Source organism: Bradyrhizobium sp. WBAH42 (genome assembly GCF_024585265.1).
In the GTDB taxonomy this organism is placed as follows: Bacteria; Pseudomonadota; Alphaproteobacteria; order Rhizobiales; family Xanthobacteraceae; genus Bradyrhizobium.
Genome location: NZ_CP036533.1, coordinates 2,994,895 through 3,018,839, shown reverse-complemented (window position 1 = coordinate 3,018,839; position 23,945 = coordinate 2,994,895). Strand labels below are relative to the sequence as shown.

General features: G+C 64.7%; 33 protein-coding genes, 1 pseudogene and 1 riboswitch. Of the genes and pseudogenes, 24 read left to right on the top strand and 10 right to left on the bottom strand.

Annotation, left to right across the window (positions count from 1 at the left end; all coding sequences use genetic code 11):
* Positions 1 to 131: 131 nt before the first annotated feature.
* Positions 132 to 671, bottom strand: a complete 540-nt coding sequence (locus DCG74_RS14105) for a hypothetical protein (protein ID WP_172787197.1) — start codon at positions 669 to 671, stop codon at positions 132 to 134.
* 177 nt (positions 672 to 848) lie between these two features.
* On the opposite strand from DCG74_RS14105, the gene DCG74_RS14100 reads away from it, so the two are divergent.
* Both DCG74_RS14100 and DCG74_RS14095 read left to right on the top strand, forming a co-directional pair.
* Complete coding sequence (locus DCG74_RS14100) at positions 849 to 1,619, top strand: response regulator (protein ID WP_172787196.1); 771 nt, start codon at positions 849 to 851, stop codon at positions 1,617 to 1,619.
* Between the two features lie 11 nt (positions 1,620 to 1,630).
* Positions 1,631 to 2,953, top strand: coding sequence for an ATP-binding protein (locus DCG74_RS14095; RefSeq protein ID WP_172787195.1), 1,323 nt, complete (start codon positions 1,631 to 1,633; stop codon positions 2,951 to 2,953).
* Here DCG74_RS14095 and DCG74_RS14090 read toward each other — a convergent pair whose 3' ends face one another.
* Entirely contained in the window at positions 2,954 to 3,154 is a 201-nt protein-coding gene (locus DCG74_RS14090) for a hypothetical protein (RefSeq protein WP_172787194.1), read from the bottom strand.
* Between the two features lie 230 nt (positions 3,155 to 3,384).
* On the opposite strand from DCG74_RS14090, the gene DCG74_RS14085 reads away from it, so the two are divergent.
* The 8 genes from DCG74_RS14085 to DCG74_RS14050 all read left to right on the top strand — a co-directional run bounded on the left by DCG74_RS14085 (position 3,385) and on the right by DCG74_RS14050 (position 10,722).
* Entirely contained in the window at positions 3,385 to 3,945 is a 561-nt protein-coding gene (locus DCG74_RS14085; RefSeq protein WP_172787193.1) for a lytic transglycosylase domain-containing protein, read from the top strand.
* 202 nt (positions 3,946 to 4,147) lie between these two features.
* Positions 4,148 to 4,276, top strand: a riboswitch (TPP riboswitch).
* A complete protein-coding gene (locus tag DCG74_RS14080; RefSeq protein WP_172787192.1) occupies positions 4,264 to 5,274 on the top strand; it encodes an FAD-dependent oxidoreductase in 1,011 nt (336 codons plus the stop codon). Its footprint overlaps the riboswitch before it by 13 nt.
* Positions 5,275 to 5,281: 7 nt before the next feature.
* Positions 5,282 to 5,479, top strand: coding sequence for a sulfur carrier protein ThiS (gene thiS / locus DCG74_RS14075; protein ID WP_172787191.1), 198 nt, complete (start codon positions 5,282 to 5,284; stop codon positions 5,477 to 5,479).
* Between the two features lie 195 nt (positions 5,480 to 5,674).
* Positions 5,675 to 6,457 (top strand): thiazole synthase, encoded by a 783-nt coding sequence (locus DCG74_RS14070; protein ID WP_172787190.1) that lies wholly within the window; start codon positions 5,675 to 5,677, stop codon positions 6,455 to 6,457.
* Complete coding sequence (locus tag DCG74_RS14065; RefSeq protein WP_172787189.1) at positions 6,444 to 7,052, top strand: thiamine phosphate synthase; 609 nt, start codon at positions 6,444 to 6,446, stop codon at positions 7,050 to 7,052. The genes DCG74_RS14070 and DCG74_RS14065 overlap by 14 nt, the downstream gene beginning before the upstream one ends.
* Positions 7,053 to 7,223: 171 nt before the next feature.
* Positions 7,224 to 9,122 (top strand): phosphomethylpyrimidine synthase ThiC, encoded by a 1,899-nt coding sequence (gene thiC / locus DCG74_RS14060; RefSeq protein ID WP_172787188.1) that lies wholly within the window; start codon positions 7,224 to 7,226, stop codon positions 9,120 to 9,122.
* Positions 9,123 to 9,180: 58 nt separating this feature from the next.
* Positions 9,181 to 10,140, top strand: a complete 960-nt coding sequence (locus DCG74_RS14055) for a DUF6602 domain-containing protein (protein WP_172787187.1) — start codon at positions 9,181 to 9,183, stop codon at positions 10,138 to 10,140.
* A gap of 96 nt (positions 10,141 to 10,236) precedes the next feature.
* Positions 10,237 to 10,722, top strand: a complete 486-nt coding sequence (locus DCG74_RS14050; protein WP_257187585.1) for a mismatch-specific DNA-glycosylase — start codon at positions 10,237 to 10,239, stop codon at positions 10,720 to 10,722.
* Between the two features lie 334 nt (positions 10,723 to 11,056).
* Here DCG74_RS14050 and DCG74_RS14045 read toward each other — a convergent pair.
* Positions 11,057 to 11,494, bottom strand: a pseudogene (locus DCG74_RS14045) (VOC family protein).
* Positions 11,495 to 11,729: 235 nt separating this feature from the next.
* On the opposite strand from DCG74_RS14045, the gene DCG74_RS14040 reads away from it, so the two are divergent.
* Together DCG74_RS14040 and DCG74_RS14035 are read left to right on the top strand one after the other, a co-directional pair.
* Positions 11,730 to 12,377, top strand: coding sequence for a glutathione S-transferase family protein (locus DCG74_RS14040; protein ID WP_172786760.1), 648 nt, complete (start codon positions 11,730 to 11,732; stop codon positions 12,375 to 12,377).
* A gap of 227 nt (positions 12,378 to 12,604) precedes the next feature.
* Entirely contained in the window at positions 12,605 to 13,300 is a 696-nt protein-coding gene (locus tag DCG74_RS14035) for a glutathione S-transferase family protein (protein WP_172786761.1), read from the top strand.
* Between the two features lie 143 nt (positions 13,301 to 13,443).
* On the opposite strand, the gene DCG74_RS14030 is transcribed toward DCG74_RS14035, so the two are convergent.
* A complete protein-coding gene (locus DCG74_RS14030; protein ID WP_172786762.1) occupies positions 13,444 to 13,878 on the bottom strand; it encodes a hypothetical protein in 435 nt (144 codons plus the stop codon).
* 450 nt (positions 13,879 to 14,328) lie between these two features.
* Here DCG74_RS14030 and DCG74_RS14025 point away from each other — a divergent pair, with 450 nt between their 5' ends.
* The 3 genes from DCG74_RS14025 (at position 14,329) to DCG74_RS14015 (ending at position 15,622) form a co-directional block, all read left to right on the top strand.
* Positions 14,329 to 14,712, top strand: coding sequence for a RidA family protein (locus tag DCG74_RS14025; protein ID WP_172786763.1), 384 nt, complete (start codon positions 14,329 to 14,331; stop codon positions 14,710 to 14,712).
* Positions 14,713 to 14,869: 157 nt separating this feature from the next.
* Entirely contained in the window at positions 14,870 to 15,130 is a 261-nt protein-coding gene (locus DCG74_RS14020) for a hypothetical protein (protein WP_172786764.1), read from the top strand.
* 240 nt (positions 15,131 to 15,370) lie between these two features.
* On the top strand, positions 15,371 to 15,622 hold the full coding sequence (locus DCG74_RS14015) for a hypothetical protein (RefSeq protein WP_172786765.1): 252 nt from the start codon (positions 15,371 to 15,373) through the stop codon (positions 15,620 to 15,622).
* A 90-nt stretch (positions 15,623 to 15,712) separates the two neighbouring features.
* Here DCG74_RS14015 and DCG74_RS14010 read toward each other — a convergent pair whose 3' ends face one another.
* On the bottom strand, positions 15,713 to 16,198 hold the full coding sequence (locus tag DCG74_RS14010) for a J domain-containing protein (protein WP_172786766.1): 486 nt from the start codon (positions 16,196 to 16,198) through the stop codon (positions 15,713 to 15,715).
* A 111-nt stretch (positions 16,199 to 16,309) separates the two neighbouring features.
* On the opposite strand from DCG74_RS14010, the gene DCG74_RS14005 reads away from it, so the two are divergent.
* From DCG74_RS14005 to DCG74_RS13995, 3 genes are all read left to right on the top strand, one after another.
* Positions 16,310 to 17,077 (top strand): SDR family NAD(P)-dependent oxidoreductase, encoded by a 768-nt coding sequence (locus DCG74_RS14005; protein ID WP_172786767.1) that lies wholly within the window; start codon positions 16,310 to 16,312, stop codon positions 17,075 to 17,077.
* 172 nt (positions 17,078 to 17,249) lie between these two features.
* Positions 17,250 to 17,498, top strand: a complete 249-nt coding sequence (locus DCG74_RS14000) for a helix-turn-helix domain-containing protein (protein ID WP_172786768.1) — start codon at positions 17,250 to 17,252, stop codon at positions 17,496 to 17,498.
* A 173-nt stretch (positions 17,499 to 17,671) separates the two neighbouring features.
* Positions 17,672 to 18,169, top strand: a complete 498-nt coding sequence (locus DCG74_RS13995) for a collagen-like protein (RefSeq protein WP_172786769.1) — start codon at positions 17,672 to 17,674, stop codon at positions 18,167 to 18,169.
* 7 nt (positions 18,170 to 18,176) lie between these two features.
* Here the strand turns inward: DCG74_RS13995 and DCG74_RS13990 are convergent, their stop codons facing one another.
* Together DCG74_RS13990 and DCG74_RS13985 are read right to left on the bottom strand one after the other, a co-directional pair.
* Complete coding sequence (locus DCG74_RS13990) at positions 18,177 to 18,392, bottom strand: hypothetical protein (protein WP_172786770.1); 216 nt, start codon at positions 18,390 to 18,392, stop codon at positions 18,177 to 18,179.
* A gap of 93 nt (positions 18,393 to 18,485) precedes the next feature.
* Positions 18,486 to 18,755, bottom strand: coding sequence for a DUF2277 domain-containing protein (locus DCG74_RS13985; RefSeq protein WP_172786771.1), 270 nt, complete (start codon positions 18,753 to 18,755; stop codon positions 18,486 to 18,488).
* 125 nt (positions 18,756 to 18,880) lie between these two features.
* Here DCG74_RS13985 and DCG74_RS13980 point away from each other — a divergent pair, with 125 nt between their 5' ends.
* From DCG74_RS13980 to DCG74_RS13965, 4 genes are all read left to right on the top strand, one after another.
* Positions 18,881 to 19,942 (top strand): alpha/beta fold hydrolase, encoded by a 1,062-nt coding sequence (locus tag DCG74_RS13980; RefSeq protein WP_172786772.1) that lies wholly within the window; start codon positions 18,881 to 18,883, stop codon positions 19,940 to 19,942.
* Positions 19,943 to 19,960: 18 nt separating this feature from the next.
* On the top strand, positions 19,961 to 20,302 hold the full coding sequence (locus tag DCG74_RS13975; RefSeq protein WP_172786773.1) for an MmcQ/YjbR family DNA-binding protein: 342 nt from the start codon (positions 19,961 to 19,963) through the stop codon (positions 20,300 to 20,302).
* Positions 20,303 to 20,428: 126 nt separating this feature from the next.
* Positions 20,429 to 20,782 (top strand): hypothetical protein, encoded by a 354-nt coding sequence (locus DCG74_RS13970; protein ID WP_172786774.1) that lies wholly within the window; start codon positions 20,429 to 20,431, stop codon positions 20,780 to 20,782.
* A 78-nt stretch (positions 20,783 to 20,860) separates the two neighbouring features.
* On the top strand, positions 20,861 to 21,463 hold the full coding sequence (locus tag DCG74_RS13965; RefSeq protein WP_172786775.1) for an MSMEG_1061 family FMN-dependent PPOX-type flavoprotein: 603 nt from the start codon (positions 20,861 to 20,863) through the stop codon (positions 21,461 to 21,463).
* 123 nt (positions 21,464 to 21,586) lie between these two features.
* Here the strand turns inward: DCG74_RS13965 and bfr are convergent, their stop codons facing one another.
* The 3 genes from bfr to DCG74_RS13950 form a co-directional block, all read right to left on the bottom strand.
* The gene (gene bfr / locus DCG74_RS13960) at positions 21,587 to 22,075 is read right to left on the bottom strand and encodes a bacterioferritin (protein WP_172786776.1); all 489 of its coding nucleotides are present in this window, start codon (positions 22,073 to 22,075) and stop codon (positions 21,587 to 21,589) included.
* 133 nt (positions 22,076 to 22,208) lie between these two features.
* Positions 22,209 to 22,481, bottom strand: coding sequence for a bacterioferritin-associated ferredoxin (locus tag DCG74_RS13955; RefSeq protein WP_172786777.1), 273 nt, complete (start codon positions 22,479 to 22,481; stop codon positions 22,209 to 22,211).
* A gap of 160 nt (positions 22,482 to 22,641) precedes the next feature.
* The gene (locus DCG74_RS13950) at positions 22,642 to 22,956 is read right to left on the bottom strand and encodes a hypothetical protein (RefSeq protein WP_172786778.1); all 315 of its coding nucleotides are present in this window, start codon (positions 22,954 to 22,956) and stop codon (positions 22,642 to 22,644) included.
* Positions 22,957 to 23,082: 126 nt separating this feature from the next.
* On the opposite strand from DCG74_RS13950, the gene DCG74_RS13945 reads away from it, so the two are divergent.
* Both DCG74_RS13945 and DCG74_RS13940 read left to right on the top strand, forming a co-directional pair.
* Entirely contained in the window at positions 23,083 to 23,403 is a 321-nt protein-coding gene (locus tag DCG74_RS13945; RefSeq protein ID WP_172786779.1) for a hypothetical protein, read from the top strand.
* 211 nt (positions 23,404 to 23,614) lie between these two features.
* Positions 23,615 to 23,896, top strand: a complete 282-nt coding sequence (locus tag DCG74_RS13940; protein WP_172786780.1) for a hypothetical protein — start codon at positions 23,615 to 23,617, stop codon at positions 23,894 to 23,896.
* The last annotated feature ends 49 nt before the right edge of the window (positions 23,897 to 23,945 follow it).

The window sequence follows — 23,945 nt, the reverse complement described above, 5'->3', positions numbered from 1 at the left end:
GGAGCATCCACGAGGTTAGTTCCTGCGTCACTCAGGAACATTTTGCGATGCACGGTTCCCCGCCGACGACCATGCACGCTGGGGTGAGGCATGGTCGCGGCGAGGACCGCGCCGACCCGGCGTCGCCGAGGTCAGCTCTCGTAGTCGATCAGGAGAGCGGAGAGGCTCGAATTGCCGGTTGAGCTGCCATTGGCACCATAGGAGGATGCCGACGATTGCGATTGCTGGAGCGCCTTGAGGAATTGCTGAAGGATATCCTTGGTCGTCGCGTCGGCCGACGTGCTGCCGGCCGACCCGGTCGTCGACGAATCCGACGAATTGTCGTCCGGCGACGGATCGCCCGCGCCGTCGGGACCGCTCGCCGAGGTGGACTGAAACACGCTTTTCAGCTCCTCGGCCTGCTCGGAGGTCAGCGTCCCGCTCGAGACTTCCGTCGAGATGAGGTCGTCGAGCTTCGACTGCATCGCCTCCTTGGACGGACGCGTACCGCTCGACCGGTCGCTCGCCCGGCTCTGCTGGAGCGCCTCATCGATGTCGGTCAGCGCCGTCGAGAGCGCGGACTGGTCCGACGACGAGATCGCGCCGGCGGAGACTTGCGATTGCAATTGCTGCTGCAGCCGCTGCAGCAGCGACAGATGACTGCCGGTGGAGGCCGCCGTAATCGAGGTCATGATGGCTCCGTGGTTCTTGCGGGTGTGGCGAACGGCGCCACGGTAGGGTTGACGCGCTTAACGAGAACTTGCCGCGCCATGCCCGGTCGATTGCCGTCCGTTGCGGGCAGCCGGCCAGAAACAATCCGAAACAAAAAACTTCGCCATTTGACCCGAATTTTGGACAAACAAGGGCGCATGGCCATTCCCAATCCCAACATCCTGGTCGTCGAGGACGATCGCGAAACCCGGACGCTGATTGCGAAATACCTGCGCAACAACGCCTGCAACGTCACTGCCGTCGCCGACGGCCGTGAGATGTCGCGCGCCATGGCCGATCACCGCGTCGACCTCATCATCCTCGACGTCATGCTGCCCGGCGAGGACGGCCTCACGCTGTGCCGCAAGGTGCGCGCAGAAAATCAGACGCCGATCATCATGCTGACTGCGCGCGGCGAGGACGTCGACCGCATCGTCGGCCTCGAGATGGGTGCGGACGATTATCTGCCGAAGCCGTTCAACCCGCGCGAGCTGCTCGCCCGCATCAACGCGGTGCTGCGCCGCCAGGCGGCCGCGCAGGCGGCAAGCTCGATCGAAGGTGCCTCCATGCTGACCTTCGAAGGCTGGCGCATCGATCTGCGCCTGCGCGAGCTGCGCAACCCCGAGGGCGCGCGCGTCGCGGTGACCAGCGCCGAGTTCGACCTGCTGCGCACGTTCTGCGAGCGGCCCGGCCGCGTCTTGTCGCGCGACAGCCTGCTCGACCTCACGCAGGGGCGCAACACCGGCTCGTTCGAGCGCTCCATCGACGTGCTGGTCAGCCGCATCCGCCGCAAGATCGAGCCCAATCCGGCCGATCCCACCCTGATCAAGACGGTGCGCTCCGGCGGCTATCTGTTCACGCCACGAACCGAGGTCGCGGGACCTGAGGCAGCAGGCCCCGAAGCGGTCGCAGCGCCCCTGAGCCGCTGAGGGGGACCACGATGAAGCCGTTCTCGTTCTTCCATCTCAGCGGGATCGGCGGGCAGATTGCCGCGCTGGTGCTGGCCTCGACCGTGGCGCTCCATCTCGTCGTCACCACCGCCTTCCTGGTCAGCCGGCCGGACCGCCTTGATGCGTCGCCGGACCGGGCGCATCAACTGGCCGATGCCGCGCTGTTGCTCGGTGCGGCGGAGGCGAGCGAGCGTCCGCGCCTCGTCGCCGATCTCGCGCGCGCCTTCCCCAGGCTCGGCATCGAGATGCTGGCGCCCGGCACGGCCAATCTCGCGGAGAGCGACACCTTGCATGTGCGCGGGATGCACCGTCATCTCGACCGCGCCTACAGGACCGGACTGCTGGCTTCAGGCGGTATCGAGCCCCGTATCGGCGTGCAATTGCCCGACGGCACCGTGATCGCGGGCCAAGTCGATGGCGGCCCGCGGCCGTGGTTCTGGGGCGCGCCCTGGCTGATGGCGCTGGTGAGCGCGTTCTTCTGCGTCACCGTGCTCGGCCTATGGGCGGCGGGCGCGCTGACGCGGCCGCTGTCGTCCTTCGCCGAGGCGGCGGAGAATTTCAGCCTCGACGGCACCGCCGAGCCGCTGCCCGAGCGCGGCCCGGAGGAGATCCGCGCGGTGGCGCGCGCGCTCAACCGCATGCACGAGCGGATCGCCCGCCTGATGTCGGATCGCACGCGGATGCTGGCCGCGATCAGCCACGATTTGCGCACGCCGATCACGCGGCTGCGCCTGCGCGCCGAGTTCATCGAGGACGAGGCCAACCGCAAGCGCATGCTGATGGATCTCGACCAGATGCGCGCGATGCTGGAATCGGTGCTGTCGCTGCTGCGCGACGACCGCAAGATCGAGGCGGTGACGCTGGTCGACATCGCCAGCACGCTGCAGCTCGTCGCCGATCAGTTCGGCGACATGGGCCATGTCGTGCACTATGTCGGGCCGGTGTCCGCGACCGCCGCCGCCCGTCCCGACGATCTGCATCGCGGCGTCACCAATTTGGTCGAGAACGCCGTGCGCTTCGGGGCCGAGGTGACGATCCGCCTCGACGTCTCGGACACCACGCTCGTCATCGACGTCGAGGACGACGGCCCCGGCATTTCGGATGCGCGCAAGCAGGAGATGCTGGAGCCGTTCGTGCGCGGCGACGAGGCGCGCACCATGGACGAGTCCACCGGCTTCGGGCTCGGCCTGTCGATCGCGCGCGCGATCGCACTCGCCCATGGCGGCGAGCTGTCGCTGCACGACCGCAAGCCGCATGGCCTGATCGTACGGATGCAATTGCCGGTCTCGCAGGCGCCGCGCCTTGCCGCGTGATCAAGCCGCGAGCGGCGGGTGCTCGATGGCCTCGTGCGGGAAGATCGCCACCGCCTCGAAGCGATAATTGCAGGCGCGGCAGGTCCAGAGATAGGAGACGCGGCCTTCGCCTGGCTCGATCCAGTCAGGGAACGGGATCGGTGTGCCACATTGTGCACAAGGGTTCTGCTTGGGGATGTCGTCGATGTCTACAGGGGTCATGGACGTTCTCCCGAGTGCTGGTCTTGAGTGACGATTGTTGGGCGAATGCGCGAATGGACAGACCCGCTGTCGCGTAAGGCGCTCCACCAACTCGGAGCTTAACCCAGGTTTAAGTCGTAAACGCGACGAGCCGGCGAAAATCGCAGCTGGTGACATTTCGCCACATCATCGCCGTGTTCCCACGGCCTAACGCGCTGGGGTGCGGGTCCGTTCTGCCGAGGAATATTTCGATGAAAATCTTACGTGTTGTCGCGCTGCTCGCGGCCGGATTGACGTTGCCGCAGGCAGCTTTCGCCGGCGAAGCCGAATATGCCGAGATGGTTGCCGCCCATGCCCGCGCCAACGGCGTGCCGGAGGCGCTGGTGCATCGCGTCATCATGCGCGAAAGCCGCTATCAGCCGCACCTCGTCGGCCGCGGCGGCGCCATCGGGCTGATGCAGATCAAGCTCGCGACCGCCCGCGGGGTCGGCTACACCGGCGATGCCGCCGGCCTGCGCGATCCCAACACCAACCTCACCTACGCCGTGAAGTACCTCGCCGGCGCCTATCGCGCCGCCAATGGCGATCACGCGCGAGCCGTGCGTTATTTCGCGGGCGGCTATTACTACGCTGCAAAGCGCCAGCGGCAGGAGGCCGTGCAGGTCGCCAATGCGGGCGAGACCATGGGCCAGGGCACTATGGGTCAGCCTTGGCTCGAGCCGAACGGCAATCCGCAGCCGATGTTCGCCGCGCCGACGCACAGAAAGCTCGCCCAGCGTGTCCGCAACGCGCGGGCGCAGGCGCTCAAGTAAGCTCTCGTGTCCCGGACGCGCTGCAGCCTAGGCGATGCGAAGCATCGTCCGGTAACGCTGCTGCGCAGAGCCGGGACCCAGCACCCTCCGCAAAATGGGCCCCGGCTCAGCAGCGCACCACTGCGTGATGCGCTGCGTCCGGGGCACGGACGGGTTCCGCGGCAACACGCGTTGACCACCCCGCCCTGCTGGCATACATTGGCACCGTTCCGAGGGGTGCTCCGAGGAGGAGCTGAGATACCGCTAAATGGGCAATACCGCCCAGGACCGCGGTGACCCTTTGAACCTGATCCGGGTCATGCCGGCGAAGGGACAGGGATGTTGCAGACCACCAAGCGACCGGATTCACCGGTTTCCATCATCGGCGCAGGCATCGCGGGCGCCTGGCAGGCGCTGCTGTTCGCCCAGGCCGGCCACGCCGTCACCCTGCACGAGCGCGGTGACGAGGCGATGACGGATGCCACCAGCCATTGGGCCGGCGGCATGCTCGCGCCCTATTGCGAGGCCGAGGTCGCCGAACCCATCATCAGCCGCCTCGGCTTGCGCTCGCTCGATCTCTGGCGGCGCGAGCTGCCGGACACGCCGTTCAACGGCTCGCTGGTCGTCGCCCACCCGCGCGAGCGCAGCGATTTCGAGCGGTTTGCGCGCATGACCGGGGGTCACCGCCGGCTCGATGCCGCGGGCCTTGCCGCGCTCGAGCCATCGCTGGAGGGCCGTTTCCGCGACGCGCTGTTCTTCCCCGCCGAGGGCCATGTCGAGCCGCGCCGCGTGCTGCCGCAGCTGCACGCGCGCATCCGCGCCGCCGGCGGCACCATCAATTTCTGCAGCGACGTTACTGCTGACGACCTCGACGGCATCGTGATCGACTGCCGCGGCATTGCTGCCCGCGACGAGCAGAGCGAGCTTCGCGGCGTCAAGGGCGAGATGATCCTGATCGAGACGGACGAGGTGCAGCTGGCGCGCCCGGTCCGGCTGATCCATCCACGCTGGCCGCTCTACGTGATCCCGCGCGAGAACGGCCTGTTCATGCTGGGCGCGACCTCGATCGAAGCGGAAGACACCGGCGTCAGCGTGCGCTCGGCGCTGGAGCTATTGGGCGCGGCCTATACGGTGCACCCGGCCTTCGGCGAAGCCCGCATCCTCGAATTCGGCTCGGGGCTTCGTCCCGCTTATCCCGACAATTTGCCGCGCATCGGCGTTCACGATCGCAGGATCAGCGTCAACGGCCTCTACCGCCATGGCTTCCTGATCGCCCCCGCGCTCGCCGAGCTGACGCTCGCCTATGTCGAGCGCGGCCAGATCGACAACGAGGTGATGCAATGCGGGTGATCGTGCAATGCTTGTGATCATAAACGGCGAGCAGCGCGAGGTCAGCGCGGCCAGCGTCGACGCGCTGCTGGCCGAGCTCGACTACGAAGGCAGCCATTTCGCCATCGCGCTCAATTACGACGTCGTGCCGAAAAGCCGCTGGGCCGAGACGCGCCTGAAAGCCGGCGACGAGATCGAGATCATCACGCCGCGGCAGGGAGGGTGAGGTGATGATGGCTGTCTATTTGTCGCGCCCGCGCGCGCCCCACACTCCCCTGTCATCGCCCGGCTCGACCGGGCGATCCAGTACGCCGCGGCTTCGCGGTTCCAGCCGCACGGCCGCGGCGTACTGGATCCCCGCCTTCGCGGGGATGACAGCTACATCTGGGCTGACAGCATCCACTAAGGAGACACCTCCCACATGGTGACCTTCTACGGCAAAACCTTCGCCTCCCGCCTGCTGATCGGCAGCGCGCTCTATCCCTCGCCTGCGATCATGCAAGGCGCGATCCGCGCCTCCGGGTCAAACATCGTCACGGTGTCGCTGCGGCGCGAATCCGCAGGCGGCAAGACCGGCGATGCGTTCTGGAAGCTGATCCGCGAGCTTGACGTCGCCGTGCTGCCGAACACCGCGGGATGCCGCACCGTGCGCGAGGCGGTGACGACGGCCAAGCTCGCGCGCGAGCTGTTCGGCACGTCCTGGATCAAGCTCGAGGTCATCGCCGACAACGACACGCTGCAGCCCGACGTCGTCGGCCTAGTTGAGGCCGCCGGCATCCTGATCAAGGACGGCTTCGAAGTCTTCCCCTATTGCACCGAGGACCTCTCGGTTGCCAACCGCCTGGTCGACGCCGGCTGCAAGGTGGTGATGCCGTGGGCAGCTCCCATCGGCAGTGCGAAAGGCATCACCAACCGCGATGCGCTAAAACTGCTGCGCGAGCGGCTGCCCGACATCACGCTGGTGGTCGACGCGGGCTTAGGTGCGCCCTCGCACGCCGCGCAGGCGCTGGAGCTCGGCTATGACGCCGTGCTGCTCAACACCGCCATCGCCAAAGCCGCCGATCCCGTCGCGATGGCGAACGCCTTCCGCCTCGGCTGCGAGGCCGGCCGCACCGCATACGAGGCCGGGCTGATGAACGCCCGCGACTTCGCCTCGCCCTCCACCCCTGTCGTTGGGACCCCGTTCTGGCATGCCGTATCCTGATCGTTTCTATCCCGTCGTCGACAGCCTCGCCTGGGTCGAACGCCTGACAAAACTCGGCGTCGGCACCATCCAGCTGCGCGCCAAAGAGCTGAACGACGCCGATGCGCTGCAGATCGTCAGCGACGCGCTCGCCATCACCAAGGACACGCCGGCCAAGCTCGTGGTGAACGATTATTGGCGCGCAGCGATCGTTGCGGGTGCAAAATATCTGCATCTCGGCCAGGAGGACCTGGCGGATGCCGACCTCAACGCGATCCGCGAGGCCGGCCTCTCCCTCGGCATCTCCACCCATGACGATGCCGAGCTTGAAACCGCGCTCAAAGCCAAGCCGGACTACGTCGCGCTCGGCCCGATCTTCTTCACCACGCTGAAATCGATGCGCTTCGAGCCGCAGGGCATTCCGAAGATCACCGAATGGAAGCAGCGCATCGGCACCATCCCGCTGGTCGCCATCGGCGGCATCAAGTTCGAGCACGCCGCGGAGATCTTTGCGGCGGGCGCGGACTCAATCGCGGTCGTGTCTGACGTCACCCAGAACCCCGACCCCGACGCCCGCGTGCGGCAATGGCTCGACGGTTCGAAGGAGGCGGCATGATGCAGGTCCCGCTCTCATCACGCGTCATTGCGAGGAGCCCTTGCGACGAAGCAATCCAGACCGTCTCCGCGGACGCATTTCCGGATTGCTTCGCTGCGCTCGCAATGACGGAGCAAGAATTCACCGCCGTCGCTCCAACGCACGCACACCAGAATTAACCGGAGGATACCCATGAACATCCGCTCCAACCCCGACAAAACCGTCCCCGCCGTCACCACCGGCCCCCTGCCCTCCTCGCGCAAGATCTTTGCGACCCCCGACGCCGCGCCTGATATCCGCGTGCCCTTGCGCGAGATCATCCTGTCCGAAGGCGCCGGCGAGCCGAACCTGCCGGTCTACGACACCTCGGGCCCCTACACCGACCCCAGCGTGACCATCGACGTCAACGCGGGCCTAGCCCGCAACCGCAAGCAATGGGTGCTGGAGCGCGGCGGCGTCGAGGAGTATGAGGGCCGGCAGATCAAGCCGGAGGACAATGGCAGCGTCTCCACCGACAAGGCCGCGCGCGCCTTCTCGGCCTATCACAAGCCGCTGCGCGGCCTCGACGGCCACAAGGTGACCCAGCTCGAATTCGCCCGCGCCGGCATCATCACCAAGGAGATGATCTACGTCGCCGCCCGCGAGAACCTTGGCCGGAAGGCACAGCTCGAGCGCGCGGAAACGGCCCTCGCCGACGGCGAGAGCTTCGGCGCATCGGTGCCGGCCTTCATCACGCCGGAGTTCGTGCGCGACGAGATCGCGCGCGGCCGCGCCATCATCCCCTCCAACATCAACCATTCCGAGCTGGAGCCGATGATCATCGGCCGCAACTTCCTGACCAAGATCAACGCCAATATCGGCAATTCGGCGGTGACCTCATCGGTCGAGGAAGAGGTCGAGAAGATGGTGTGGGCGATCCGCTGGGGCGCCGACACCGTGATGGACCTCTCCACGGGGCGCAACATCCACACCACGCGCGAGTGGATCCTGCGCAACTCGCCAGTGCCGATCGGCACCGTTCCCATTTATCAGGCGCTGGAGAAGTGCAACGGCGATCCCGTCAAGCTGACCTGGGAGCTCTACAAGGACACGCTCATCGAGCAGTGCGAGCAGGGCGTCGACTATTTCACCATCCACGCCGGCGTGCGCCTGCAATACATCCACCTCACCGCCAGCCGCGTCACCGGCATCGTCTCCCGCGGCGGCTCGATCATGGCGAAGTGGTGCCTGGCGCATCACAAGGAGAGCTTCCTCTACACGCATTTCGACGAGATCTGCGACCTCATGCGCAAGTATGACGTCTCGTTCTCGCTCGGCGACGGCCTGCGTCCCGGCTCGATCGCGGACGCGAATGACCGCGCACAATTTGCCGAGTTGGAGACGCTCGGCGAACTGACGAAGATCGCGTGGGACAAGGGCTGCCAGGTCATGATCGAGGGCCCCGGCCACGTGCCGATGCACAAGATCAAGATCAACATGGACAAGCAGCTCAAGGAATGCGGCGAGGCGCCGTTCTACACCCTTGGACCGCTGACCACCGACATCGCGCCGGGCTACGACCACATCACGTCAGGCATCGGTGCCGCCATGATCGGCTGGTTCGGCTGTGCCATGCTCTGCTACGTCACGCCGAAGGAGCATCTCGGCCTGCCCGACCGCAACGACGTCAAGACCGGCGTCATCACGTACAAGATCGCCGCCCACGCGTCTGACTTGGCCAAGGGCCATCCCGCCGCGCAACTGCGCGACGACGCCCTCTCCCGCGCGCGGTTCGAATTCCGCTGGACCGACCAGTTCAACCTCGGCCTCGATCCGGACACGGCAAAGAGCTTCCACGACGAGACCCTGCCGAAGGAAGCCCACAAGGTCGCCCATTTCTGCTCGATGTGCGGCCCAAAGTTCTGCTCGATGAAGATCACGCAGGACGTGCGGGATTATGCGGCGACGCTGAACGATCCGAACAGCGTGGGGATGTCGATCAGCGGCACGGCCGAGGACGGCATGGCCAGGATGAGCGCGAAGTTCAAGGAGATGGGCGAGAGCTTGTATCTGGATGCGGAGAAGGTGAAGGAGAGTAATCGGGTGTTGTGAGGATCTCCACTCGTCGTGCCCGGGCTTCACCCGGGCACCATCTGGAGGACAATACACGATGAATCCTAAACGATATGGAATGGTCGGCTGGCAAGAGTTTGCAAGCAATCGAACTCAAATTCTGGCAAAATACGATCTATCGAAGGCACAAGAAGCCTCTCGTCCAACAAAGACCGCCCATGGCGTCGCAGGAGAGGCCGCGATTCGTGAATGGCTTAGCAGCTTCTTGCCCGCAAGATATGCGGTTACCTCAGGATATATTATACCCGACGTCGTTCAAACACCTGGATACAAGCTATATCACTACGACATCATCATATTCGACGCACTAAACGCGCCTATTCTCTGGACCGAGGGCAATCCTGATCAGTCTGAACTCGGTAAGCGACGCGCGATACCCGCAAAATACGTACACTCCGTCCTTGAGGTCAAATCGAGATTTGCAAGTGAAAGCGCGTCGGGTGCACTAGAAAAGTTGCGCGAGCTCAACGCCATCTCGTCACATTTTCCCGTCCAATTTTCTTCCGCAATCATCTTTATCGAACTTCCTGACTCGTTGGTCTCCACCGGAGAAGCGCTCAGACATTTGATACCGGAGCCTCCGGTTTTCGGACTTTGGGGCGGCCTGATCCTCCGCTGCGGGTTGAATAAGGATATGTCCGGAGAGTTGTCGTTCGTTAAGAATGATGGGGGCGCCGGCTCAGTACAGAATGCGCCAGACGTGCCACTAGCCAAAGATATCGACAAACTGAACATCTACATCAACGACGAAGGCAATTGCATTATCGCGGAGTCCGGGGGCGGAGCGATGTTTGTATCGGACGGCAGATCCAACTGGATGGTGAGCAAGCAATACGTTCCGACATATTGCAGCAACGATGTCTGCGTTATGCTGTCCTGGTCCGCAAACGGATTTTCGCAGTTCACTCTCGATATGCTGAATCGGCTAGAAGGGAAAGGACCACGTGAAGAGAACTATAGATTTGGCCAGATTTTTGATTTCCTAGACCGTCGTTAGCAAGCGCAGCAACGTAGCCCGGATGAGCGCAGCGACATCCGGGGTCTTTGTCGTCCCGCAAATCGCTTCGCTCATGCGGCCTACGGCTGCGAGTGACTGACGTGCTCCCCCACCGCCTCCCCGACCGTCTTCGTCGGCACCGCCGCCTCGACACGCTCGGCCGCGCTCGGACACTACTACGCGCATCCCGGCAACCGCTTCTGGCGCGCGATCCATGAGGCCGGGATCACGCCGCGGCGCTATCAGCCAGGCGAGTTCGCATCGCTGATCGCGCTCGGGATCGGCTTCACCGATCTGTCCAAGACGGGCGCCGGGATGGACCACCAGATCGCGGCGGAGGCGATCAACGTGCCTGGGTTCAGGGCGAAGATGGAAAAGTACCGGCCGCGGACGATTGCGTTCACGAGCAAGAAGGCCGCGAGCTTGTTTTACGGCAGGCCGTCAGCTGCGATTGCGCTGGGGCGGCAGAAGCGGGATGAGAGTTTGCCGGAGATATTTGTATTGCCGTCGCCGTCGGGGGCGGCGTCGGGGCATTGGACGATCGAGCCGTGGCGGGAGTTGGCTAGGTGGATTGCTGCGTAGGGTGGGTTGGCGCAGCGTAACCCACCTCTTCTGTCGCCGCCGATGCAAACGTGGTGGGTTACGCCTTCGGCTAACCCACCCTACGAGAGCGCGCCACACCCACAGACCTCATCCTGAGGAGACCGCGCAGCGGTCGTCTCGAAGGATCGCCGCGGGCGAGATGCGGGCCTGCATGGTTCGATACGGCGCTTCGCGCCTCCCGCCACGAGGATCCAGCTTCGTAGGGTGGGCAAAGGCGCGTCAGCGCCGTGCCCACGAATTCTTCGCGAGTCCCGGCGGTACGTGGGCACGGCGCGAAGAGCGCCTTTGCCCACCCTACGGCACCGTCATCGCCTCACCCCGCATACGCCCTGTCCAGATCCGCGATCACGAGCTTCCGCATCCCCATCATTGCCTGCATCACGCGGTTCGCTTTGGTGCGGTCGGGGTCGCCGAGATAGCGGCCGAGCGCCGTCGGGATGACCTGCCAGGACAGGCCGAATTTGTCCTTGAGCCAGCCGCACCTCGATTCCTCACCGCCGTCGGCGGTGAGACGGCTCTAGAAATAATCGACCTCGCCTTGCGTCTCGACGCTGATGAAGAACGACACCGCCTCGTTGAAGCGGTATTGCGGCCCGCCATTGAGCGCGTGGAAGCGCTGGCCCTCCAGCTCGAACACCGCCATGAAGTCGCTGACGGTCTCGACCCTGGCGTTGGGAAACACCGATTTGTAGAACGCGACGGCCTCGGGGACGTTGTTGTCGAACCAGAGAAACGGCGTGATCGAGGTCATGAACTTGTATCCTTTCGGCTGGGGCTGGACGCTCGGCGGGGCGCCGCTGTCCCAAGGACGAGCGAGCGGGCGGCATTCCGACAGGGGAGCCCCACTTTTTCCGCCCCGCAGGTGTCGTCCCGGCCTAGTGCGCAATTGCGCACGGGCGCCGGGACCCATAACCACAGGCCGAGTTGTCGGGATCCCAACCGCCGGTTCGTCCTCTGAACACAGCACGCAACACCCGGAGCCCCCCATGCCCACCATCACCGCCTTCGAAAACTCGCCCGACCGCGGCCGCGGGCAGGCGCGCGACATGCGGGTGCGCTGGGCGCTGGAAGAGGTCGGCCAGCCCTACGACGTCCGCCTCCTCTCCTTCGCCGCGATGAAGCAGCCGGCGCATCTTGCGCTGCATCCGTTCGGGCAGATCCCGACCTATGAGGATGGCGACCTCGCGCTGTTCGAGTCCGGGGCGATCGTGCTCCACATCGCCGAACACCATGACGGCTTGCTGCCGAAGGATGCCAACGCGCGCGCCCGCGCGATCGCATGGATGTTCGCCGCGCTGAGCACGGTGGAGCCGCCGATCGTCGAACTCACCATGGCGATGATGATTGAGCGCGACAAGAGCTGGTACGCCGAGCGCCTGCCCAGCTTGCAGGAGCACGTGCGCATCCGGCTCGGCGAATTGTCGCGCCGCCTCGGCAAAGCCGACTGGCTCGACGGCGCCTTCAGCGCCGGCGATCTCATGATGGTGACGGTGCTGCGGCGGTTGAACTCGTCAGGCGTGCTCGACGAATACCCCGACATTGCCGCCTATGTCGCGCGCGGCGAGGCGCGCCCGGCGTTCCGGCGGGCGTTCGACGCGCAATTGGCGGTGTTCAACGCCGCATCGCGTTCGTAATTCGTAGGGTGGGTTAGACGCGCGGCTGCGCGAAGCGCGGGCCGTGCGGCGTAACCCACCGCTTCTGTTTCGGCGGATACGAAGGTGGTGGGTTACGCCTTGCACCTTCGCGTTGAACGACTGCGCTCGTGAGCGGCTAACCCACCCTACGAGAGCTGTGCCAGGCCCAACCGTTGCGCCGGCCGCGACCCTCCTGCATTCTAGCCTCCACCCCAGAGGAGCCCGCCATGCTGACCCTCTACTCCTATCCGCAACTCTTCGGCGTCGCCGACAACAACGGCTACGGCCTCAAGGTTTACGCCTTCCTCAGGCTCGCGGGCGTGCCGTTCGTACATGAGCACGTCTTCGATGCCTCCGCAGCGCCGCGCGGGCAGCTGCCTTACGTCGTCGACGACGGCGAGATCATCGGCGACAGCGAGACCATCATCGCGCATGCGACCGCGAAATATCGCCTGACGATCGATGCCGGCTTGTCGCCGGAGCAGCGCCGCACCAACCATTTCGTGACGCGCATGCTCGACGATCTCTACTGGGTGATGTCCTTTTCGCGCTGGAAGGACGAGCGCTTCTATCCGGCGTTCCGCGACGCCTTCATCGCGCAGCATCCGCAGATCGACGCTGATGGCTTCGAGAAAGCCAAGGCCTACAACGCGCAGCGCTATCACTTCCAGGGCATCGGCCGCTACACGCCCGAGCAGGCCTATGCCCGGGGGCTCGCGGACTTGCAGGTGCTGGCGGAGATCGTGCCGGCGCAAGGCTTCGTGCACGGCGCGGCGCCGACGAGCGTTGATGCCGGCATCTACGGCTTCATCGCCAACATCTATTTCTTTCCGATCCCGACGCCGCTAAAGGCCTTCGTCGATGCGCACGCAAACCTCGTCGCGCATTGCGAGCGGATGCATGCGATGGTCGAAAAATCGTAGGGTGGGTTAGCTTCGGGCGGCGCGAAGCGCTGTCCGAAGCGTAACCCACCACCGTCGTCTCCGGAGACGCCGAAGAGGTGGGTTACGCCCCGCGGATTCGCTTCGCGCATCCGCAGGGCTAACCCACCCTACGGCACCTCGCTTTACCGCATCGTGATCGCAAGGCCGCTGAGATCTGCATTCGCCATCAGGCCGACCTGCGTGCCGGTCAGCTCCAGCACCGCGCCTTTTTGGTTGGTCAGCACGATGGCGCGGGCGCCGGCGCCGACCGCAAGGCCCGCGCCGGCGGCGCCGTAGACGCCGGCAACGTCCGAAGGGCGGTTGATGTTGGAGACGCGGCCGCGCAGCACGGTCTTGGATCCCCCGAACACCAGGCCGTAGTCGATGCCGCCGGTGGAGAGCCCGTAAGAGCGGCCGCGGAAGTTCAGCACGCCGGAGCCGCCGGAGCCGCCGATGATCCAGCCGGCCTTGTAGATCGTCAGCGTCACGAAGCCGCTGTCGGCGCGCGCGGTCGTCGAGAGGCCGGCCAGGGCGACGATGGCGACGCACGCGGCGCGGAAGGTGGATGCGAGCTTCATGAAGGTCTCCGGGGGCTGTCTTTTTAGGGGAGGATTCGAATCAGGCGGAGCGAATGTACCTGATCGATCGGGGCGGCAACATGATGGGTGGACGAGGGACGCGGTCTGCGGCAACGCACTCAACTGTCATCGCCCGGTTCAACCGGGCGATCCAGTACGCCGAGACCGTTGTGATTGAGCCGAGAAGCCGCGGCGTACTGGATGCCCCGGTCAAGCCGGGGCATGACAGCGCAGTTTGGGGTCACGGCGAGGACCAACTTCCATCGTGCCATACTGCCCCTGTTTTGCCCGACGGAGCAAGCGGATACTTCCGCAATCCCGAATTTCGTAAAAACCCAATGTTCTCCGCACCATCCCTACTGTGCATGGGGTTGTTTTCGCATTTTTGTTTTGAGCAGCCCACGTCTTGCCGCTACGCTCATGCGTCCGCCCCCGTCCTGAGGTGATCCCATGTCGATCCAGCATTTCGCGCCCCCGCCGCACGTCAAGGCGCCGCCGCTGTCCTTTGCGACGCGCGTTGGCGATCTCCTGTTCGTCTCCGGCATTCCCGGCTTCGATGTATCAGGCGCGCTACCCGATAGCTTCGAGGCGCAGTTCGCCAATGTCGTCGTCAACATCAAGCGCGTGCTGGGCGAGGCCGGCGCCGGCATGCACGATCTCGTCAAGGTCAACGTGCTCCTGACCCGCGCCTCGGACGTTGCCGCGATGAACGCGCTCTATGCCGGCGCCTTCGGCCCGCCGCCGTACCCGGCGCGCACCACATGCGTGGTGCACGCGCTGCCCGATCCGAAGATGCTGATCGAGATCGAGGCGGTCGCCTCATTGGCCAAGTAGGAGCGGATTAAGCTGCGTGTGGCCCATCGGGCACGCTGCCAAACCAAATGCTCGAGGCACGGCTGACATGTCCGTGAATGGCGGCTCGCCGGCTTGCAAAGGGCCTGCTTTTACCGCACGAATTTTTTCGGTCCCATGTCCCACAAGGAGATACTTCATGCGTCGCCTTCTCGCGCTTTGTGCCGTTGCCGGCATCGCCTCTTCCGTGTTCGCCGTGCCGGCCTCAGCGAAGGTCGGCTATTACGTGATCCGCTGGGACAACACCGGCATCTGCCAGGTCTGGAACGAGGACCTGCAGTACAAGCCGTTCCAGTTCGGGGTCTCGACCTACAAGGTCGTCAGCAAGCCGCTCCCGACCTTCCAGCAGGCCTCCGACCTGCAGATCAAGATGCGCACCGAGCGGAAGTGCACGCTCTGAGCTCTCCGGCAAGAGATCGCATTCGAAGGGCGGGTCGCGCGGGCGATCCGCCCTTTTTCTTTGCGCTGGCCTGAAGCGTTTCCCCGGCCGAAATTGCGCAGGTCCAGCGCACATTGTTTGAACCTCGGCGGCCGGTGGAACTACTCACATCTTGTCCGGGGCGCATGCCACAGCGTCCCGCACCACCCCTCCCCGTCATTGTCGGGAGGCGCATCACATCATTCATTTGAGGAGCTGATCATGCGTCGTATTTCCATGCTGTGCGCTGCCGCCGGTCTTGCCGTCACTGCGTTCGTCGCCGCGAGCCCGGCCGAAGCCAGCTATCATCTGATCCGTTGGCAGGACACCGGCTTCTGCCAGATCTGGGACGAGAGCATCCCGACCACGCCGTGGCCGGCCGGCTATCACCGCGCCAGCGCCAGCGTGCCGACCTTCCTCGACGCCCTCGCGGCGAAGGACGCCGCGCTCAAGAGCGGCAGCTGCACCTGGTAAAGTTTCGATCGGCGGACGAAGAGCCGGGCAAGGACGCCAACGTCCTTGCCCGGTTGTTTTTGTGTTGCGTGAACGCGAGCCGTGGCGCCCTTACGCGTCCTTGTGCGCGCCGGGATGGATCAGGATGTCGCGCGCGGCGGCGAGGTCGATGAAGGCTTCGGCGCTGCCGCCCTGGTCGGGATGCAGGCCCTTGGCGGCGCGGCGATAGGCCTGGTTGATGTCCTCGCAGGTGAGCTGCACCGCGAGCGGCAGGCCGAGCACCTTGCGGGCGCGATCCTCGCTGGAGAGCTTCTTCGGCGCGGCGTTGCGGCGGCCGAAGCGCGGTGCGGTCAGATCGTGCACGACCTCGAGCACCACACCGAGACGACGCTGGGCCGCCAGCGTCACGCTGTGATCGTCATTGTCGACGGCCTGGCGCAGCACCGGCAGCGCCTGCTCGGCGGCCTGGCGCAGCGTGACGTCGCCGCTCATCCGCGCGATCTCGGCCACCAGCCGGCCGGCCTCGGCCCAATCCGGCGATTGCGCCGACCGCAGGCGTTCCAGAGCGAGTTTCCAGGAGTCGAGCCGTTCCATCATGCGCGCAACGTTTAGCAATCAAGATCAGTATGCCAAGGCCGCCGTTTCCGACCCCTTAATTTCGAGTTAGCTTTTCGTGAAACTTCGAAACGAAAACGGGAGGAATATGCCATGGCGTTGCTCGCGAACCACATTGCCGTCGTCACCGGCGCCGGCTCCGGAATCGGCCGGGCGATCGCCGCCGGCTATGCGCGGGAGGGCGCGCAGATCGTGCTGCTCGACGTCAACGCCGAGACGGTGGCGGAGGCGGCGCAGGAGATCCGAGCATCGGGCGGCAAGGCCGAGAGCTTTGCGCTCGACGTGACCAGGCGCGAGGATTGCTTTGCGCTGGCGAAGCAGATCGCGGACAAGGTCGGGCAGGTCTCGATCCTCGTCAACAATGCCGGCATCACCCGCCGCAACGCCTTCACCGCGGAGACCGAGACGGTGGCGAAGGACTGGAACGACATCATCTCGCTCAACCTCACCGGCGTCTTCAACATGACGCAGGCGTTCCTCGCGCCGTTGCGCGCGAGCAAAGGCCGCATCGTCAATATCGGCTCGATCCAGTCCTTCGTGCATCTGCGCACGCCGAGCTCGGCGGCCTACACCACCTCGAAGCACGGCGTGCTCGGCTTCACCAAGGCGCTCGCGGTCGAGCTCGGCAAGGACGGTGTGCGCGTCAACGCGATCGGGCCCGGCTTTATCGAGACCAACATCAACGTCCATGTGCGTGCGACAAATCCGGCGCTGGTGCAGGCCTTCGTCGATCACACGCCGCTGGCGCGCACCGGCAATCCCGAGGACATCGTGGGGCCTGCGGTGTTCCTCGCCTCCGATCTGTCGGCCTTTGTCACCGGCAGCATCGTGATGGTGGACGGCGGCTACCGAACGGTGTGAGAGGCTCGTCAATCGCGGCCGCATTTGGGCATTCTCAAGATCAATTCGGCGCGGCCACCCCGATTAACCCTTCATTAACCAAACCAGACCACCGTAGATTCACGGCTTGGGGGTCGTTGGTTCTCGATCCGCTTCCGACGATGGAAGCGGGCGTTGATCGGGAGGTGTGTTGATGACCACTGTTCATGTCGCCGCGTCCGAGCCAGACGCACAATTCTTTGCCCCGAACCAGATCGTTCCGCTTCTGATCGGCGCCACCGTCGACGAGGTCGAGCGTGAGCTCGTGCTGCAGACGCTGGCGCGCTGCGACGGCAACCGCACGCGGGCCTCGCGCGTGCTCGGCCTTTCGGTGCGCACGCTGCGCAACAAGATCAAGCTCTATGCCGCCTCTGGCATCGACGTGCCTGCCCATCAGGACTAGCGCGCGACTTTAGTCCACCCGCGACGACGCGCTGCGCAGCCGCGCGCGATCGATGACACGGCTGGTTGCTCCGTTGGATTGATGTTGATCAAGCCGGGCACGATGCGCGGGCAGAATTGCTGCTGTCGTCAAACGCCGCTAAGTAGCTTGCTTCGGGTGAAGGGAGCAATGGCGTGGCAGACGACCAGGGACGACGGCCGGGGCCTCAGGGTCCTCGTGGGCGGCAAGGCGAGCCGGGACGACCGGGGCCACAAGGTCATCCGGGCCGGCGCGGCCCCGACGGCGCGCGCGGCAAGACCGGGCCGCAGGGCAAGCCGGGCCCCGTCGGAAAGGCCGGACCGCAAGGAAAGCAGGGCGAAGCCGGTCCGCGTGGGCCAGCCGGCGCGCTGGGACCTGTCGGACCGCAGGGGCCGGCGGGGCCGCAAGGCCCGCGCGGCGAGCCGGGTCCGCCCGGCCAATTGCCCTCGATCGAGCAGGTGCTGCCGTGGCTCGACCAGCTCTTCGACGCCTGGGACGAGCGCCGCCGCCAACGCGAGCGCGAAGCCGCTGAGCGCGAAGCGCTCGAAGCCGCCGTCCAGGAGACCGACGAGGCAATCGTCGACGACGAGGGCGACGACGGCGACGATCACAAGAAGAAAAAGAAGAAGAAGAAGCAGGGCCAGAAGAGTTAGCCCCAGTCTATTTGGGCTGATCCTCGCGCCGCGGCAGCATGCCCATGCGCTCGAACTGCCAGCGCATGGCGCGATACCAGAGATAGCCGACCGCCGCGCCGCACAGGGCGAGGATGACCACATTCGCGCTGGAGAACGAGCCGCTCCACCACATCATCCACGCGGTCCACAGCAGCGTGAAGACGATGGCACCTGCTTTCAAGGGAAGAAGGGGGCGGCTCATGTCGTGCTCCGGGCGATCAAAACCCCGGCCGCCACCTTCGCAAGCCGAGGCAGCGGATACCGTGAGGCAGATCACGGAGCACGCAGCCTGAGCTCACGTACCGAAGCGCAGCCGCGAGCGCTCTTTGGCCTTTTCCGCCTCAACCTCGCGGTCGCGCGCAGGCGCATGGGTATGCAGTGAAGTCAGGAGTTTTCGCGCGGCCTCGGAGACCTCGGCCACCGCTCGCTCGAACGCCGCCTCGTTGGCCTGAGACGGCCTGTTGAAACCCGACAGCTTTCGCACGAATTGCAGCGCGCTGGCGTGGATCTCATCCTCGGTCGCCGGCGGCTCGAAGTTGAACAGCGTCTTGATATTGCGGCACATGCACTTTCTCCGGATATTTCCCTCGAGGACGGTTGGCGGAGGGGAAATCCTACATCCTTCCCGCATTTGTGCTAGGTTCCGCCGCAAAGCGGCCGCCGGACACGAGCCGCACGGGGGAGAGGAACATGAGAGCTTCTTGCGTCGCGCTGTCGGCCATCCTGCTATCGATCTCGACGTCAGGATGGGCAGCCGACTATCCGCCACCAAAGCAGGGCGACTGGATCGCCCGGGATTTCAAGTTCCACACCGGCGAGACCATGCCGGAACTGAAGCTGCACTACACCACGGTCGGCGAACCCTCGGGCCAGCCCGTGCTGGTGCTGCACGGCACAGGCGGGTCGGGCGCGAGCATGTTGACGCCTTCCTTTGCCGGCGAGCTGTTCGGCCCGGGGCAGCCGCTCGACGCCGCCAAATATTACATCATCATTCCCGACAATGTCGGCCACGGCAAATCGTCGAAGCCCTCCGACGGCATGAAGACGAGCTTTCCGAAATACAATTACGAGGACATGGTCGAGGCGCAATATCGCCTGGTGACGGAAGGCCTCGGGGTCAAGCATCTGCGGCTCGTGATCGGCAATTCGATGGGCGGCATGCACACCTGGCTGTGGGGCGAGAAATATCCGAGGGCGATGGACGCGCTGATCCCGATGGCCTCGCAGCCGACCGAGATGGCATCGCGCAACTGGATGATGAGGCGGATCATGCTCGACACCATCCGCAACGATCCCGACTACAATGGCGGCAATTACACCGGCCAGCCGCGCATGATGAAATATGCCATCACCGCCTACGGCATTGCCAGCATCGGCGGGACGCTCGCCTATCAATCGCAGGCGCCGACCGCGGCGAAGGCCGACAAGATCGTCGATGACCGGCTCGCGACGCCGATCACGGCGGACGCCAACGACTTCGTCTATCAATGGGAATCCTCGCACGACTACAATGCGAGCGAGAAGCTGGAGGCGATCGAGGCCCCGCTGCTGCTGATCAATTCGGCCGACGACGAGCGCAACCCGCCCGAGACCGGCCTCACGGACGCTGCCATGAAGCGGGTCAAGAACGGCCGCCTCTATTTGATCCCGGCGAGCTCCGAGACGCGCGGCCACGGCACCACCGGCAATGCAAAGTTCTACAGCGAGCAGGTCAGGCAATTGCTACAGACCGCGCCGCAGCGGACGATGTAGGAGCGGCAGCCAGACGATATGTCGAAAGCCCGCTTTCGTAAGGCTGCACTCGCACTTCCCGGTGTTATCGAGAGCGCGCATCACGGCCATGCCGACTTCCGCGTCGGCAAGCGCGTGTTCGCGACGATAGGCTATCCCGATGACACATGGGGTATGGTGAAGCTGACGCCGGACCAGCAGGCCATGCTCATCGATGCGGAGCCGGCGATGTTTCGCCCGGTGCCCGGCGCCTGGGGCAAGAACGGCAACACGAATGTGAAGCTGGCGAAGGTCGATCAGGTGACGCTGCGAAGCGCCCTCAATATGGCCTGGCGCAATGTCGCGCCAAAATCGCTGCTCGCCTCGATCGAGACGCCATAGCGAAGATCATGCCGCAACGCATCATGCGCCGCGCCTCTCGCGCGCATATTATTTGAGCATGCAATGCGCTGACAGCTCGGGCTTAATCGCATCAACGATACGAATCGGAATGCGGCGGAGGATCGCATGCGAAGGCTCGCACTGTGCGTTTGGCTGATCGCGATGACGGCGCTGACGAGCGCTGCGTTCGCGTTCGACAACGGGCAATATGATCACGTCCCGCCCGACATCCGCGCCTGGTTCAAGAGCGTGATCGCGCCGAACGGCGTGCCCTGCTGCGACATCTCCGACGGCCATCGCACCGACTACGACGTGCGCGCGGGCAGCTATTGGGTGCCGATCGAAGGGCAATGGATGGAAGTGCCCGAACGCGCCATCATCCGCGACCAGGGCAATCCGGTCGGCCAGGCCGTGGTGTGGTACGTCCACCACCGCGGGGCCATCATCATCAGCTGCTTCGTGCCGGCGGATGCGGTGTAGCGCGTCTTGATGAATTCCATTGGCTGGAGATGGCCCGATGGGGTAGCCTAGAGCCAAGCTTGAAGCGGAGGCACGCCGTTGACCGATCTTAGCGCCGAAGACCTCGCCACCATCTATGCCAAGCCGAGCCCGCGCGTGATCGCGAAGGCACGGCCCGCGATCGACGCGCATGCGAAGAAGTTCATCGAGATGTCGCCGTTCTGCGTCCTCGCGACATCGGGCGTGGACGGCAGCGTCGACGCTTCGCCGCGCGGCGGCGGCATCGGCTTCGTCCGCGTCGCCGGCCCCAACCAGCTGCTGATGCCCGACCGCTCCGGCAACAACCGCATCGACAGTTTTCGCAACGTGGTCGAAGGCTCAGGCTTCGTGCATTTGCTGTTCTTCGTTCCGGGCATCGACGAGACGCTACGCGTCGGCGGACGCGGCACGCTGTCGGCCGACCAGGATCTGCTCGCCTCGATGGAGGAATTCGGCAAGCCGCCGCGCGCGGTGCTGAACGTCGCCGTGAGCGAAGTCTATTTTCACTGCGGCAAGGCGCTGATGCGCTCGAAGCTGTGGTCGTCGGAGAAGGTGCCGCGCTCGGTGATGCCGAGCATCGTCACGGTCGTTCACGAGCAGACCGGCCTCGGCGAGCCCGCGAGCCAGGAGGCCGTGGAAGAGCTCTACAAGACGCAGCTGTAGGCCGCACGGCATCACAGCGTCGTCCCAGCCTCGCGCCACACTCCTCCCTGGGGTTATGGGTCCTCGCTTTCGCGGGGACGACATGGGAGTGTGTCGCGACGGCGTCTGTCGCGGCGTTAGCGCTTAATGCCCGTCGCCTTCCAGCCCGCCGACATGCTTCTGGGTGTAGAGTTCGAGGCCGATGCGGCCGATCAAATCGAGCTGGGTTTCGAGGAAGTCGATGTGATGCTCCTCGTCGCTCATCAGCTTCTCGAACAGGTCGCGTGTGACATAGTCCTTGACGCTGTGGCAGTAGGTCGCCGCTTCCTGATAGAGCGCCCGCGCGCTCATCTCGGCGGCGAGATCGCACTCGATGATTTCCTTGACGTTCTGGCCGATGCGCAGGGGGTCGAGCACCTGCATGTTCGGAAAGCCGTCGAAGAACAGGATACGCTCGGTGAGCTTGTCGGCGTGCTCCATCTCCTCGATGGACTCCTTGCGCCAGACCTTGGCCATGTCCAGCAGGCCCCAATTGTCGAGGAAGCGGTAATGCAGCCAGTACTGATTGATCGCAGTCAGCTCATGACGCAGCGCCTTGTTGAGATATTCGATGACCTTTGCGTCGCCCTGCATGGTTCACTCCAGCTCTTGCAATCCAAATCGGCCCTAAACCGAGTTTAGAACGCTTCTAAATCACTTTGCGAACGAGGGCAACCGGCTGCGGGAACGCAGCCGGGGAAAAGCTCAGCCGGGGTTGCGGAAGTTTTCAGCAGGCCGCGAGCGCAAACTCGGCGGGCTCGGCGGTCTCGTCGTTGGCGGCCACGGTGTGGCTATGCGGACAGCCGGCGCAGCAGGACTGCGCGCAGGGCCCAAGCGCTTCGTCGATGATGGTCTTGATCGTCCGCGCGCAGCGGCCGCATTCGGCGCTACAGCCGAGACACCCATAGACCTGTTTGGCATGGCGCACGGCATCGTCGGACTCGGCGACGGCGGCGCGGATATCGTCATCGCTCAGCACGTTACAGGAACAAACGATCATGGAAGCGGCAGGCCCTTCGGTGATGCGCCATCATCGATATTTAACAGGCCGGCCGGATGCAAAAGGAAAAACCGGTATTTGAAGCTATTCCAAACTGGCCTGATCAAAGCCTAGAACGGCTCTAAAATAAGCTGTTGCGCTGGATCAAGATTGGGCCGGACTAGTCGCCGCCACCGCCTCCTCCACCGTCGCCACCGCCTCCGCAGTCGCCGCCGGTGCTGCTGCCGCTATCGCTGCTCGAACAGCTGCCGCCGTCGCTCGAGCTCCCCGAACTGCCGCCGGAGAACCAGCTTCCCAGCGAGAAGCCGTCACTCGTCCCGGAATAGTTGCTGTCCCCGCCGCCACTCCCGCGGTCGCTGCCTGCGGTGGCGCGGGAGCGCCGTGCGCGGTTCTGGAGATGTGCGATCCAGCCGTAGCCGATCGCGAAAACGATCCCGGCCGCAATCAAGGCATTGACCATCGCGTTGCCCATCATCGTCTCCCAGTGGGGTCCATATTAGTTGGTCGCCTCCGGCAAAGGTGCCGTTCATTGATCATTTCAGCGAAATATGGAACCTTGCGATCCAAAGGGTTCCCGTGTGTTGGTCTGAAAGGTCAAGCAATGAAGAAGTCGCTCATGGCGGTCGCTGCCGTCGCCACCCTGGCCCTGACGGCCGGATCGCCGGCCCATGCTCAGCGCGGCGTCGCCGCAGGCGTGGCAGCCGGGATCATCGGCGGCGCCATTGTCGGCGGTGCATTGGCTTCTCCGTATTATTACGGACCCGGCTATGGCTACTATCAGCCGGGCTACTACCCGCCGCGCTACTACGCCCCTGGTCCAGGCTATGTGGCCGACGACTATTACGGCGGCTGCGTCTGGCAGAAGCAGCGCTTCTGGGATGGCTATGCCTGGCGCGTCCGTCGCGTCCGAGTCTGCGGCTGAGGCACGCCAAGCCGGTTGACTACGGAGTTGCCGTTCATCTCGGGGCCTGAAAAAGACCGCTTTTTCTCGTCACAGGTCCGTGTGCGTTTACCGTGGATTGACCATTTGCGCGCTTCCTAGCTGCAAGGCCAATTCCATCAGAGTGTGCGTGAACCTTTGAAACCCGGGCGCCTCTAACAGGAGGAACCCATCTCCCAGGAGAGCCAAGAGCATGAACAAGACTTTAGTTGCCGCCCTCACGGTCGCGACGGTCGCCGGTTCGCTGGTGACCGCCGCTCCGTCCGCCAAAGCCGGTGACAACGTCGGCGCCGGGATCGCGGCCGGCCTGATCGGCGGCGCCATTGTCGGCGGCGCGATCGCGTCGAGCCGTCCCGCCTATGGCGGCCCCGTTTACATCGCCGAGCCCCCGCCGCCCGCGCCCTGCTACTGGCGCCGCGAGCGCTATTGGGACGGCTACGGCTGGGTCAGCCGTCCGATTCGCGTCTGCTACTGATCTGATCGCCTGGCGCATGCGCGCCGCGATCAAGAGCCCGGCCGAGAGC